Source organism: Pseudomonas sp. JDS08PS003, assembly GCF_045013505.1.
In the GTDB taxonomy this organism is placed as follows: domain Bacteria; phylum Pseudomonadota; class Gammaproteobacteria; order Pseudomonadales; family Pseudomonadaceae; genus Aquipseudomonas; species Aquipseudomonas protegens_B.
The window spans coordinates 2,529,145-2,544,286 of record NZ_CP120724.1 but is presented as its reverse complement, the minus strand read 5'-3'; the positions used below and the strand labels follow the sequence as shown (position 1 = coordinate 2,544,286).

At 68.5% G+C, this 15,142-nt stretch carries 2 protein-coding genes (1 of these 2 cut by a window edge); both read right to left on the bottom strand.

Features of this window, described 5'->3' with window-relative positions; translation table 11 throughout:
- A protein-coding gene (locus tag P7C00_RS11715; RefSeq protein ID WP_404939098.1) for an amino acid adenylation domain-containing protein crosses the window boundary here: on the bottom strand, positions 1-2,030 show its 5' end (the start). The gene continues 12,706 nt to the left of window position 1, outside the view; 2,030 of the gene's 14,736 nt are visible here — the first part of the coding sequence; the start codon lies at positions 2,028-2,030; the stop codon falls past the left edge of the window.
- Positions 2,027-15,142, bottom strand: a complete 13,116-nt coding sequence (locus P7C00_RS11710; protein WP_404939096.1) for an amino acid adenylation domain-containing protein — start codon at positions 15,140-15,142, stop codon at positions 2,027-2,029. Before P7C00_RS11710 ends, P7C00_RS11715 begins: the two co-directional genes overlap by 4 nt.

Here is a 15,142-nt window from a genome sequence, read left to right as displayed (position 1 = left end):
GGCACCGCCAGCGGCGGCAGGCGCCCCAGCAGATCGGCCTGGGTCAGTACCGCCCGCGGGCCGCTGTCCTGCAGCAAGTAGCCCAGACGCTCGACGGGATGGGCCGGATCGATCGGTACATAGCAGGCCCCGGACTTGAGGATGGCCAGCAAGCCCACCAGGGTCTCCAGGCCGCGCCGGGCGACGATGGCCACCCGATCGTCGGGCTGCACGCCCAGCCCGCGCAGTTGCCGGGCCAGCCCGTTGGCTTGCCGGTTGAGCTCGGCGTAACTCAGGGCCCGGCCCTGGTGCCAGGCGGCCACCGCCTCGGGGGTGCGGGCCGCCTGGGCCTGGATGCGCCCATGGACGGTCTGGCCCCGGGGGTAATCCACGGTGCTCTGGTTGAAGCCCTCCAGCAGTTGCTGACGCTGGGCCAGGGACAGGATCGGCAGTTGCTCCAGGGCCAGCCGGGGCGTCTGTTCCAGGGCCAGGTGCTCCAGGGTGCACAGCAGGTAGTCGAGGATAGGTCGCGGATCGACCTGGGTGCTGGCCAGCAAGGTCAGGCCGAAGCCTGTGCCGAGGTCGTCGACACTCAGGGTCAGGGGGTAGTTGGTGCGCTCCTCGGAGTGCAGGGTGCTGATCCCGGCCCAGGCGGCCTGGGCCTCGGTACTGACGGCGGCGCCGCTGTGGCGGTAGTTGAGCAAGGCACTGAACAGCGGGGTCGGCGCGCTCACGCCGCTGCAGCGCTGGGCCAGGGCCAGGGCCGCATGTTCATGGCGCAGCAAGGTGGTCAGCCGCGCATGGGTGGCCTTGAGGGCCTCATCCAGAGGCCGTTCGTCCACATCCAGGCGAAACGGCAAGGTGTTGATGAAGATCCCCAGGGCCCGGTCGGTGGCCTCGGCACCCTGCATGCGCCCCATCAGCACCGTGCCGAACACCACCTTGCGCTTGCCCGCCAGGGTCGCCAGCACCCGGCCCCAGGCCAGGTGGAACAGGCTCGCGGCGCTGACCCCGGCCTGCCGCGCCCGGGCCCGCAAGTGCTGGCTCAACGACTCCGGCAGGGCCAGGCTGGCTTCCTCGATGGCCCGCCCATCGCCCTGCACATCCTGCAGGCCGAACGCCAGGGTCGGCTCGTCGATATCGCCGAGCATCTGCCGGAAGAACGCCTCGTGCTCCCCTTGCGCGGTGCCCAGCCGGGCCTGGGCCACGTAGTTGCGAAACGGCAGGGCCGGCCCCAGGCGCTCGCCCTGCCCCATGAGCAATGCCTGCATTTCGTGGCGCACCACATCCAGGGCGCTGTGGTCCAGGGCCATGTGATGGAACAGCAGCATGGCGACAATGCGCTGCCCGGCGTCGTCCCAGGCATGCACCAGACGCAGCATCGGCGCCTGGCTGATGTCCAGGCGAAAGTGGCGGGCGTCGAAACGGCCATGCAACTGGGCCATGACATCACCGGCACCCGGGTCGGTTTCGACCTCCTGGAGAACCAGCCCGGCCTCGCGCCAGACCACCTGCATCGGCTGCTCCAGGCCATCCCAGAGCACTGCGGTGCGCAGGATATCGTGGCGCGCAATGACCCCGCGCAAGGCCTCGGCAAAAGCCTCCAGGCGCTCGCGGCTGGCGAAGGCAAACTGCGCCTGCATGACATAGGGATCGCCCTGCACGGCACTGACATGGTGATAGAGAATCCCCTCCTGCAGCGGTGCCAGGGGGTAGATGTCCTGCACATTGCCGACCCCGCCCGGCACCGTGGCGACAATGCGCTCGATGGCCTCCTGGCTGAGGTCGGCCAGGGGCAGCAGGTCCGGGGTGATGTGGCGGGTCGCCGGCGTGATGCCGTTGGCCGGCACCTCGACCTGCCCGGCCTTGGTCGCCGAGTATTTCCCGGCCCTGATCAGCTCGATCAGTTGCGGCTTGTATTCCCGCAGCCGGGCCAGCAGGGCCGGTTCGCTCAAGGCCTGCTTGTTGCCCTGGACCACCAGTTGCTCGCCCTTGAGCACCAGTTGCACGTCCTTTTCCTTCAGTGTCGCCAACAGTTCGATCACGCTCACAGGATGATCTCCATTCGTTCGGTCATTGCCGCGTAGCCCGCCAGGGTCGGTTGTTCGAACAGCGCCCTGACATCGGCTTCCATGCCTTCCTCGCGCATCCGGCTGATCAGGCTCACCGCCAGCAGCGAATGCCCGCCCAGTTCGAAGAAATGATCGTGACGCCCCACCCGCTCGACATTGAGCAACTCGGCCCAGAGCCGGGCCAGGGTGATCTCCATGTCACCGATGGGCGCCTCGTATTCGCGCACCAGAGCCGCTTCCCGCCCCGGAACCGGCAAGTCCTTGCGCGCCAGCTTGCCGTTGGGGCTCAACGGCAGCGCCTCCAGGTGCACGAACAGCGCCGGCACCATGTAGTCCGGCAGGTGCTCCAGCAGCTGCGCCCGCAGGGTCTCGATGGGCAACTGGCGGTCCGTCTCGTGACAGGTGTAGTAAGCCACCAGGCGCTGGTCCCCGGGCACGTCCTCCCGGGCCAGGACCACCGCTTCCTTGACCCCGTCCAACTGGGTCAAACGCGACTGGATTTCCCCCAGCTCGATGCGCAGGCCGCGGATCTTCACCTGATCGTCATTGCGCCCCAGGTACTCGAGAGTACCGTCGGCCCGATAGCGACCCAGGTCGCCCGTGCGGTAAATGCGCGCGCCGGGCGCATCGCTGAACGGGTCCTTGAGGAAGCGCTCGGCGGTCAGCTCATCTCGATTGAGGTATCCCCGGGCCACCTGTACCCCACCGATGTACAACTCGCCCACCACCCCCTGGGGCACCGGTTGCATCTGCCCGTCCAGCAGGTACATCCGGGTGTTGGCGATGGGCTTGCCGATCGGGGTGTTGTCCGGGGTCTCGGCCAACGGTCCGGCGCAATCCCAGGCGGTGACGTCCACCGCCGCTTCGGTGGGGCCATAGAGGTTGTACAGGGCGACCTGCGGTAACTGCTGCTTGAAGCGCCGCACCAGGCTGCCCGGCAGCGCCTCGCCGCTGCACATCACCTGGCGCAGGCCGCTGCAGTCCCGGGTATCGCCATAGGCCAGGAACACATCGAGCATCGACGGCACGAAATGCACGGTGCTGATGCCTTCGTCGCGGATCACCTGGCGCAGGTAGGCCGGGTCCTTGTGCCCTTCGGGCCGGGCCATCACCAACCGTGCACCGGTGAACAGCGGCCAGAAGAATTCCCAGACCGAAACGTCGAAGCTGAAAGGGGTCTTTTGCAGCACCGCGTCGGCGGCCGTCAGGCCGTACTGCTCCTGCATCCACAGCAGGCGGTTGACCACCGCCCGGTGCTCATTCATCGCGCCCTTGGGCTGGCCGGTGGAACCCGAGGTGTAGATCACATAGGCCAGATGGCTCGGGCTCAGTCCGGGGCGTTGGGGATTGGCCTGGGGCTCCTCGCTCCAGACCCAGCGGTCGAGTTCCACCAGGGGCACCCTCAGCCCGCCCGAAAGAGGCCGGCCGCCAGCCTGCACCAGCACGGCCTGGGGCGCGCTGTCCTGGAGCATGTAGGCGATGCGCTCGGCGGGGTACGCCGGGTCGATGGGCACATAGGCGCCGCCGGCCTTGAGGATCGCCAGCAGGCCGATGACCATCTCCAGGCCACGCTCGACACAGATCGCCACCCGGGTATCGGGGCCAACCCCCAGTTGCAGCAGGTGCCCGGCCAACTGGTTGGCCCGCTGGTTGAGCTGGCGATAGCTCAGGCGCTGCTCCCCCGCCTGCACCGCCAGGGCTTCGGGGCTGCGCAGCACCTGGGCCTCGAACAGCCCGTGCAGGGTCTGTTCCAGGGGGTAGTCCCGGGTCGTGGCATTGAAGGTGTGCAGCAGTTGCTGGCGCTCAGCTGGCGGCAGGATCGGTACCTGACGCAAGGGCCGCTGGGGCGCCTGTTCCAGGGTGTCCACCAGCGCGCACAGGGCCTGCTCCATGTAGCCGCAGATGCGCTCGGCGCCAATCCGCGCCAGGGTCATGGCGGTCAGCCGGAAGCCCTGGCCGAGGTCATCGACGTTGAGGCTCAGGGGGTAGTTGGTGCGCTCTTCGCTGTGCAGGGTCTGTATGCCCTGCCAGGCCTGTTGCACCGCCGGGCTCGGCACTGCGTCGCTGCCGTGGCGGTAGTTGAGCATGGCGCTGAACAGCGGCAGCGGCGCGACCACGCCGCTGCAACGCTGGGCCAGGGCCAGGGAGGCATGCTCGTGCCCCAGCAAGGCGCTGAGCCGGGCGTGGGTCGCCTTGACCGCCGCCCGGGTGCCGCTGTGGTCCAGGTCGACCCGCAACGGCAAGGTGTTGATGAACATGCCCAGGGCCCGGTCGGCCCCCAGTCCGCCTTGCAGGCGTCCCAGCAGCACGGTGCCGAACACCACGCGCTCCTGGCCCGAGGTGACGCTCAGGACCCGGGCCCAGGCCAGGTGGAACAGGCTCGCGGCGCTGACCCCCAGCAGCCGAGCCTGGGCCCGCAGGCGCGCGCTCAGGTCGGCGTCCAGGGTCCGTTGCAACTCTTCAATGGCCTCGCCGTCGCCCTGCACGTCCTGCAGGCCGAACGGCAGGGTCGGTTCGTCGATGTCCCCGAGCATCTCGCGGAAGAACGCCTCGTGCTCCTCGCGACTGACCCCCAGGCGGGCCTGGGCCACATAGTTGCGATAGGGAATCGCCGTGCCGACAGGCTCCTGCCCCAACAGACAGGCCTGGATTTCCTCGCGAACCACCTCCAGGGCGGTGTGGTCCAGGACGATGTGATGGAACAGCAGGATCGCCACCGTGCGCTGCCGGACCGGGTCCTGGGCATGGACCAGGCGCATCAACGGCGCCCGGGTCAGCTCCAGGCGCCAATGCCGGGCATCGAAGCGTGCATGCAATTGTTCGAGAATATCGCCCTCGGCCGGATCGAGGATGACCTCCTCCACCGCCACCCGGGCCCGGCGCCAGACCACTTGCAGCGGCTGTTTCAGGCCCTCCCAGAGCACCGCGGTGCGCAGGATGTCGTGGCGTTCGCCCACGCGCTGCAAGGCCTGGGTGAAATCCTCCAGGCGCTGGCGGTCGGCGAAGGCCAGATGGGATTGCAGCAGATAAGGATCGCCCTGGCGGGCGCTCAGGTGGTGATAGAGGATGCCCTCCTGCAACGGCGCCAGGGGGTAGATGTCCTGCACGTTTTCCACCCCGCCCGGCACCGTGGCGACGATGCGCTCGATGGCGTCCTGGTCCAGCTCGATCAGCGGCAGCAGCTCTGGGGTGATGCTCTGGCAATCGGCGCCGATCAGGTTGGCCGGCACCTGCACCTCGCGGCCGCTGCCCACGGCAGCGGCCAGGGCCGCCAGGGTCGGCTGGTTGAACAGCACTCGCACATCGGCGCTGAGGCCGATCTGGCGCATGCGCTCGATCAGGCTTACCGCCAGCAGCGAGTGCCCGCCCAGTTCGAAGAAGTGATCGTGGCGTCCGACCTGTTGCACCTGTAGCAGCTCGCTCCAGATCCGCGCCAAGGCGCTTTCCACCTCGCCCTGGGGCGCCTCGAATTCGCGGCTCAGCCAGGCTCCCTGATCCGGTTGCGGCAGGGCCTGGCGATCGAGCTTGCCGTTGGCGGTCAGGGGCAGCGCCAGCAAGCGCACATAGGCCACCGGCAACATGGAGTCCGGCAGTCGGCCCTGCAGGTGATCTCGCAGGTCCTGGAGATCCAGCTCATGGTTGGAAACCTCGGCATGCTCGGTGAAGTAGGCCAACAGACGCCCTTCGCGCACCAGTACCAGGGCCTCCTTGAGGGCCGGGTGGCTGAGCAGCGCGGCCTCGATTTCTCCCGGCTCGATGCGCATGCCGCGCACCTTCACCTGATCGTCGTTGCGCCCCAGGTAGTCGAGGTTGCCGTCGGCACGCCAGCGGGCCAAATCGCCCGTGCGATACATGCGCGCGGTGGGCTCGGCGCAGAACGGGTCGTCGAGGAAGCGCTCGGCGGTCAGCGCATCGCGATTGAGGTAACCCCGGGCTACCCCGGCGCCGCCCACATAGAGTTCGCCGACCACCCCCAAGGGCACCGGGCGCTGCTGTTCGTCCAGCAGGTAGATCCGCGCATTGGCCATGGGTCGGCCGATGTGCAGCGAGCCGCCCACCGCGATTGGGCCGGACGTGGCCACCACCGTGGCTTCGGTGGGCCCGTAGTTGTTGATCACGGCAAACCCCGGATCGGCCGGGAACTGGCGCAGGCGGTCGCCGCCGATCAGCAAGGTGCTCAGGGTCGGGTGCCCCTGGCCCTGGCTGAAGACGTACTCGGCCACCGGGGTCGGCAGGAAGCTGATGTCCAGGGGCTGGGCCCGCCACCAGCCGAGCAACGCTTCAAGGTCCTGGCTGCCCACCTCGGCCGGTGGCAGGTGCAGGGTGGCGCCGCTGCACAGCGTCGGCCAGACCTCCCAGGCCATGGCGTCAAAACCCAGGCCGGCGACGCTGGAACTGTGGCGCCCCGGGCCCAGGTCGAAGGTCGCGCAGTGCCAGTGCAGCAGATTCTCCAGGCTCTGGTGCTCCACCATCACGCCCTTGGGCTGGCCGGTGGAGCCGGAGGTGTAGATCACATAGGCCAGGTGCGCCGGAGTCAGCCCCGGCACCCGCGGATTGTCCAGGGGCGCCTCCTGCCAGACCCAGCGATCCAGATCGATCTGCGCCAGGCCTGGAATGCCCGGCAGCTCGCCGATCGCGCCCTGCACCAACACCGCCAGGGGCGCGCTGTCCTGCAGCAGGTAGGCGATCCGCTCCGGCGGATGGCTCGGGTCGATGGGCACATAGCTCGCCCCGGCCTTGAGAATTGCCAGCATGGCCGTCAGCAGTTGCGGCCCCCGCGGCAGGCACAGCGCCACGCGCTCGTCGGGGCCGGCCCCCAGTTCCAGCAGTTGCCGGGCCAGTTGATTGGCCCGCTGGTTCAGTTGCCGGTAGCTCAGGCGCAACGAACCTTGCACCAGGGCCACGGCCTCGGGAGCATCCTGCACCCGGGCCTCGAACAGGCCGTGCAGGGTCTGTCCACGGGGATAGTCAGCGCCGCTGGCATTGAAGCCTTCCAGCAACTGCTGGCGCTCCGCCACCGGCAATACCGAGAGCTGCCCCAGGTCCAGCTCCGGGGTCCATTGCAGGGCATCGGCCAGTTGCTCCAGAACCCGGAGCATGTAACCGCCCATGCGCTGTGCGCCCATCGCCGACAGCGCCAGCAACGACAGACTGAAGCCCTGGCCCAGGTCGTCGACGCTCAGGCTCAGCGGGTAGTTGCTGCGCTCCTCGCCCCCCAGCAGCTCGACCCCCTGCCAGATATCCAGGCCATCGCCCCGTCCGGCGTCCGCCACGCTGTGCCGGTAGTTGAGCAAGGCACTGAACAGCGGCGAACTGGCTGCCACCCCACTGCAGCGCTGGGCCAGGGCCAGGGACGCATGCTCGTGGCCCAACAGGGCGCTGAGTCGGGCATGGGTCGCGCGGACCCCGGCACGCACGCTGCCGGCGTCCACATCCACCCGCAGCGGCAAGGTATTGATAAACACCCCCAGGGCCCGGTCGGCGCCCTCACCGCCCTGCATCCGCCCCATCAGCACAGTGCCGAACACCACGTGCCGGCGATTGGACACCTGCCCCAGGACCAGGCCCCAGGCCAGGTGCATCAGCGCCGCGGCACTGACCCCCAGCTGCCGCGCCTGCTCCCGCAGGCGCAGGCTCAGTGCATCGGGCACAGGCACCCGGGCCTCTTCGATATCCCGGCCATCGCCTTGCACATCCTCCACGGCAAAGGCCAGGGTCGGCTCGTCGACATCACCGAGCATCTGCCGGAAAAACGCCTCGTGCTCGGCCTGACCGGCCCCCAGGCGCGCCTGGGCCACGTAGTTGCGATAAGGCACCGGGGTGCACAGGCGCTCGCCGCGGTTGAACAGCAGCGCGCGCATTTCCTCGCCGATCACCTCCATGGCGGTGTGATCCAGGGCCAGGTGGTGGAACAGCAGAATCGCCAGCACCCGCGACTGCCCCGGGACCCGGGCATAGACCAGGCGGATCAGCGGCGCGCGGGCCAGGTCCAGGCGCCAGTGGCGAGCGTCGAAGCGTTGCTGCAGCTGTTCGAGCAGATCGCCGTCCGCCGGGTCCAGCACCTGCTCCAGAACCTGCAGTTCGGCCTGCCGCCAGACCACCTGCAACGGCTGCGGCAAGCCCTCCCAGAGCACTGCGGTGCGCAGGATGTCGTGGCGCTGGATGACCTGTTGCATGGCGCCGGCGAAGCGCTGCAAACGCTCCAGGCTGTCGAAGGCCATTCGCGACTGCAGCAGGTAGGGATCGCCCTGCTCGGCACTCAGGTGGTGATAGAGAATGCCCTCCTGCAGCGGCGCCAGGGGGTAGATGTCCTGCACGTTGGCCACGCCGCCGGGAACGCTGGCCACCACTCGGTCGATGGCCTGCTGGTCCAGTTCGATCAGGGGCAGCATCTGCGGCGTGATACGCAAGCAGTCGAGGCCGATGGCGTTGGCCGGCACCTGCACCTCGCGACCGCTGCCCACCGCGGCGGCCAGGGCCGCCAGGGTCGGCTGGCCAAACAGCACCCGCACATCGGCGCTGAGGCCGATCTGGCGCATGCGCTCGATCAGGCTCACCGCCAGCAGCGAGTGCCCGCCCAGTTCGAAGAAATGATCGTGACGCCCTACCCGCTCGACCTTGAGCAGTTCGCTCCAGATCCGTGCCAGGGCCGTCTCCACCTCACCCTCGGGGGCGACGAAGCCGCGGCTGAGCAGGGCCGACTGATCCGGCGCCGGCAGGCCCTTGCGCTCCAGCTTGCCGTTGTTGGTCAGGGGCAACGCGTCGAGGCGCACATAGGCCAGGGGCACCATGTAGTCTGGCAACTGCTGTTGCAGCGCCTGGCGCAGGGATTCGGCGGACGGTTCCGGGGCGTCGGCCTGCACGGTGTAGTAGGCCACCAGGCGCTTGTCTCCGGGTTCGTCCTCGCGGGCCAGGACCACGCCTTCCTTGACCCCGGGACAGGTCAGCAAGCGGGCCTCGATCTCCCCCAGCTCGATACGCAGGCCGCGGATCTTCACCTGATCGTCATTGCGTCCCAGGCATTCCAGCACGCCGTGCTCCAGCCAGCGGCCCATGTCCCCGGTGCGGTACAGCAGCGCCTGCGGGTGGTCGCTGAAAGGGTCGCGGATGAACTTCTCGGCGTTCAGCTCGGGACGGTTGAGGTAACCCAGGGCCACGCCATCGCCACCGATGACGATCTCGCCCTGGGCCCCCAGGGGCAGCGGCTGCTGGCGCTGATCCAGGACATACACCCGGGTATTGGCGATCGGCCGGCCGATGGGCACGTGCTCGGCGTCGGCCGCCAGTTGCCGGACCTCATGGGTGGTGGCGTAGGTGGTGGTTTCGGTGGGGCCATAACAGTGCACCAGGCGCAGGTGCGGCGCTTGCGCCAAGAGCCGGCGAAAGGCTGCCGGGTCGCCGCGCTCGCCGCCGCAGAGGAGTATCCGCAAGCCCTTGAGGGCCTCGGGAATCAGCTGTACATACTGGTTGAACAGCGCCGTGGTGACGAACAGCACCGTGGCCCCCAAGGTGCTCAGGGCGTGGCCGAAGCGCGCCGGGTCCAGCAGGGTGTGGTGATCGATGACCAGCACTCGCCCGCCGTTGAGCAAGGCCCCCCAGACGTCCATGGTGCTGGCGTCGAAGGCCGGGTTGGAGGCGAAGACCACCCGGTCCTCGGGGTTGAAATCGGCGTAGCCGTTGTTGATCACCAGGCGGCTGATGGCTCGGTGCGGCACCCGTACCCCCTTGGGCGTGCCGGTGGAGCCGGAGGTGTACATGATGTACGCCACGCTCTCGGAGGACTGCGGCAGGTCCGGGTTGTGGGCGGGCAATGCGCTCAGCCGCAGGCGATCCAGGTCCACGCGCCGGGCCGGGCCATCCAGCACCTCGTCACTGCGGGTCAGCAGGACCACGCTGTGGCTGTCGCTGACCATGAAGCCCTGACGCTGGGCCGGGGCGTTGATGTCCAGGGGCACATAGGCCGCGGCGCACTTGCTGATGGCCAACTGGCTGAGCAACAGGTCCAGGGAGCGCGGCAACAGAATCGCCAGGTGGTCCCCGGGCTGCACCCCCAGCTCCAGCAGGTGGTGGGCCAGCTGGTTGGCCCGGGTATTGAGCTCGGCGTAGCTGAGTAGGGCATCACCCTCCACCGCCGCCACCCGCTCCGGATGGGCCAGGGCCTGAGCTTCGAACAGTTGGTGCAGGGTCTGCCGGCGTGGATATTCACGGGCAGTGGCATTGAACTCCACTAGCAACTGCCGGCGTTCGGCCGGGGGCACCACCGGGATCTGGTCCAGGGCCATGCCCGGCATCTGTTCCAGGGCCTGGGCCAAGTGTTCCAGGACACATTCCATGTAGCGGCAGACCCGCTCGCCATTGACCTGGGCCACCGCCTGCAGGGTCAGGCGCAAACCCTCGCCGTCATCGTCGATGTTCAGCGCCAGCGGGTAGTTGCTGCGCTCCTCGGACGCCAACACGCGAATGCCGTCCCAGGCCGCCGGCCCCTGATCGTCAGCGTCCTCCAGGGGACTGTGACGGTAGTTGAGCAGGCTGTTGAACAGCGGCTGCGCCGCCGGCACGCCGCTGCAACGCTGGGCCAGGGCCAGGGAGGCGTGCTCATGCCCCAGCAGTTGCGCCAGTTGCTGATGGGTACGGCCCAGGGCCTCGGCCACGCCCTGGGTGCCCAAGCCGACCCGCAGCGGCAAGGTGTTGATGAACATGCCCAGGGCGCGGTCGGCCCCCGAGCCGCCGTGCATGCGCCCCAGCAGCACGGTGCCGAACACCACGTCGTCGCGGCCGGACACTTGCCCCAGGACCCGGCCCCAGGCCAGGTGCATCAGGCTGGCGACACTGACGCCGAGGTTCCGCGCCTGCTGGCGCAAACGCCGACACAGTGCCGGCTCCAGCCGCAGCTGCTGCTCGCAGATGCCGCTGCCGTCGCGATTGACGTCCTGCAGGCCGAACGCCAGGGTCGGCTCGTCGATGTCCCCCAGCATCTCGCGGAAGAACGCCTGATGTTCCTGTTCGCCGAGCCCCAGGCGCGCCTGGGCCACATAGTTGCGGTAAGGCGCGGCAGGCGGCAGCTGCGCGCTGCGGCCTTGCAGCACCTCACTGATCTCTTGCACCAGCACCTCAAGGGAGCTGTGGTCCAGGGCCAGGTGATGCAACAACAGGATGCCCAGCCAGCGCTGCTGGTCAGCGTCCCGGGCACAGACCAGGCGCAGCAAAGGTGCCCGGCCCAGGTCAAGGCGATAGTGACGGGGGTCGAAACCGGCCTGCAGTTGCCCGAGTATCGTCCCCCGGGCGGGGTCCAGTTCCAGCACTTCCAACTCCAGGGGGGCCTGGCGCCAGACCACTTGCACCGCCTCGTCAAGGCCTTCCCAGACCAGGCTGGTGCGCAGGATGTCGTGCCGCTGGATCACCTGCTGCAAGGCCAGGGTAAAGGTCTGCAAGACGTCGTCGCTGGCAAACTCGAACTGCACCTGGAGCACATAGGGATCGCCCTCGACGCTGCTCAGGTGGTGATACAGGATGCCCGCCTGCAAGGGGGCCAGGGCATAGATGTCCTGAACGTTGGCCACGCCACCGGGCACCTGGGCCAACACTTTGTCGATGGCCGCTTGATCGAGGTCCGCAAGGGGCAGCAGCGCGGGCGTGATGCGCCGGCAATCGGCGCCGATCAGGTTGGCCGGCACCTGCACCTCGTGCTGCCCACCCACGGCGGCCGCCAGGGCGGCCAGGGTCGGCTGGCCGAACAGCACCCGCACATCGGCGCACAAATCCACCTGCCGCATGCGTTCCATCAGTTTGACCGCCAGCAGCGAATGGCCGCCCAGCTCGAAGAAATTGTCCTGGCGACCGACCTGGGGCAATTGCAGCAGCTCCTGCCAGATCCTCGCGATGGCCTGCTCCACCTCGCCCTGGGGCGCTTCATAGTCGCGTCGGGCGACCGCGGCGCTGTCCGGCGCCGGCAGGGCCTTGCGGTCGAGCTTGCCGTTGGCGGTCAGGGGCCAGGCCTGCAGCAGCACGAAGGCGCTGGGCAGCATGTAGTCCGCCAGACTCTGGCGCAGTTGCTCACGCAGCTGCGCGGCGCCCGGGGCCGCTCCCGGCCGGGGAATCACATAGGCCACCAGGCGCTTGTCCCCCGGGGTCTCTTCCCGGGCGATCACCACCGCCTCGCCCACCCCGTCGCAAGCGGCCAGTCGCGCCTCGACCTCCCCCAGTTCGATGCGGAAACCGCGAATCTTCACCTGATCGTCGTTGCGCCCCAGGTACTCCAGGCTGCCATCGGCGCACCAGCGGGCCAGGTCGCCGGTCTTGTACAGCCGCGCCTCCGGCCGGTTGCTGAAGGGGTCGGCAATGAAGCGCTCGGCGCTGAGTTGATCACGGTTGAGGTAACCCCGGGCCACCCCGGCGCCCCCCACATACAGCTCCCCCACCACGCCCGTGGGCAAGGGCTCCCGGCGTGCATCCAGCACATAGAGTTGCAGGTCGGGAATCCGTCGGCCGATGGGGCTGCTGCCCACCCATTGCGCGTCCGCCGCCTGCAACGGCCGGTAGGTCACGTGCACCGTGGTTTCGGTGATGCCGTACATGTTCACCAGTTGCGTGCCGACGTTCTCCAGCCGGGCGTACCAGGGCTTGAGCATCCCCGGCTCCAGGGCTTCGCCGCCGAAGATCACCTGGCGCAGGGAATGCTTGAGCCCGCTCTGGCCCTGGGCCGCAATCAGCGAGCGGAAGGCGCTGGGGGTCTGGTTGAGGATGCTCACCCGGGCCTCGCACAGCAGTGTGTAACAGGCTTGCGGGGAGCGGCTGACGACCTGAGGTACCACCAGCAACTGGCCGCCATGCACCAGGGCGCCCCAGATCTCCCACACCGAGAAGTCGAAGGCGAAGGAATGGAACAGCGCCCAGACGTCGCGCCAGTTGAAATCGAACCAGTCGCGGGTGGCGGAAAACAGCCGGGCGACGTTGCGGTGTTCCACCATCACCCCCTTGGGCAGACCGGTGGAGCCGGAGGTGTAGATCACATAGGCCAGGTTGGCCGGGGTCAGCCCTGGCACTTCGGGGTTGTCCTGGGCCTCATGGGCCAGGGTGCGGCTGTCGAGGTCGATCAGCGGCACCCGCAGGTCGGCCACCAGGGCCTGGGTATCGGCCTGCACCAGCACGGCCACCGGGGCGCTGTCCTCCAGGGTGTAGGCGATGCGCTCCCGGGGATAGGCCGGGTCGATGGGCACATAGGCGCCGCCGGCCTTGAGGATGCCCAGCAGGCCGATGATCATTTCCAGGCTGCGCTCGACGCAGATCGCCACGCGCTGGTCCGGACGCACACCTAGCGCCAGCAAGCGATGGGCCACCTGATTGGCGCGGCGGTTGAGCTCGCCGTAACTCAAGCGCTGCGCCTGGAAAAGCAGCGCCGGCGCCTCGGGCTGGACCCGGGCCTGGGCCTCCACCTGTTGATGGATCAGCGGGCTGTCGGGGTACTGCCCCAGGGGCGTGTTCAGGCCCTGCAGCAGGTAACGCCGCTCGCTGGCCGGGAGCATTTCCAGGCTGTGCAACGGCGCCTCGGGGTTGCTCTGCAGGGCCAGGGCCAGGCTTTCCAGAGTGGTCAGCAGGTAGCCGCTGATGCGCTCGGCCCCCAGGGTGGCGTCCACCAGGGCGGTGATCAGCAGGTCCTCGCCCAGATCGTCGATGTTGACCGTCAGCGGGTAGTTGGTGCGCTCCTGGGCGCCCAGCACCTGGATGCCCGGCACCAGCTCCTGGACTTCGTCGCCATCGGCCCCGTGGCTGTGGCGGTAGTTGAGCATGGCGCTGAACAGCGGGGTCGGCGCACTGACTCCGCTGCACCGCTGGGCCAGGGCCAGGGAGGCGTGTTCATGGGCCAGCAAGGCGCTCAGCCGAGCATGGGTCGCCAGCACGCCGGCGCGCACGCTGTGCGCCCCCACATCCACCCGCAACGGCAGGGTGTTGATGAACATGCCCAGGGCCCGCTCACCGCCCTCGCCCACCTCCATGCGCCCCAGCAGCACAGTGCCGAACACCACCGCCTCGCGCCCGGACAACTGGCCCAGGACCCGGCCCAGGGCCAGGTGCATCAGGCTCGCCACACTCACGCCCAGTTGCCGGGCCTGGCTGCGCAGGCGCCGGCTGAGCTGGCGATCCACAGGCAGCCGGTGCTCTTCGATGCGTCGGGTTGCGCCCTGCACATCCCCCAGTCCGAACGGCAGGGTCGGCTCGTCGATGTCCCCGAGCATGTCGCGGAAAAAGGCTGCGTGCCGCTCTTCGCTCTGCCCCAGACGGGCCTGGGCCAGGTGGTTGCGAAACGGCACCGGCAGCGGCAGTTGCTCACGCTGCCCCTGCAGACAGGCCTGGATTTCCTGGCGCACCACATCCAGGGCGGCGTGGTCCAGGGCCATGTGATGGAACAGCAGCAACGCCACCTGACGCGAGTTGACCGGGTCCTCGGCGTGCACCAGGCGCAACAGCGGCGCCTGGCGCAGGTCCAGGCGGAATTGCCGGGAGTCGTAGCGCTGCTGCAACTGAGCCAGGGCATCGCCCCCGGCAGCGTCCAGCTGCAGTGCTTGACACTGCAGCGGCGCCTGGCGCAGGACCACCTGCAGCGGTTCATCGAGGCTTTCCCAGGCAATCGCGGTGCGCAGGATGTCGTGGCGCTCGATCACCCATTGCAAGGCCTCGGCAAAGGCTTGCAGCCGCTCCGGACTGGCAAAGGCGAAACGCGCCTGGAGCACATAGGGATCGCCCTGGGGCGCAGACAAGTAGTGATAGAGCATGCCTTCCTGCAGCGGTGCCAGGGGGTAGATGTCCTGCACATTGGCGGCGCCACCTGGCACGCCGGCGACGATGCGATCGATGGCCGCCTGCTCCAGCTGCACCAGGGGCAGCATGTCCGGGGTGATCCTGAAGGCCGGGCTCAGCCAGTGGCCGCCCTGCTCGGTCACTCGCTGCAGAAGTTGCGCCTTGTGCTGGATCAGGCTGTCCCAGAGTGCGTCGTCCAGGGCCTCGTCATCGCCCTGCACCAGCAGATCCTCGCCGTCCTGTTGAAGTCGGATCGCGAGGGTCGAAAGAACGGCCATCAATTCGCTGAACTGCAT

Bases quoted from the DNA above. Each gene is read 5' to 3' on its own strand.
- P7C00_RS11710 (WP_404939096.1), bottom strand. From the start codon at position 15,142: ATGCAGTTCAGCGAATTGATGGCCGTTCTTTCGACCCTCGCGATCCGA.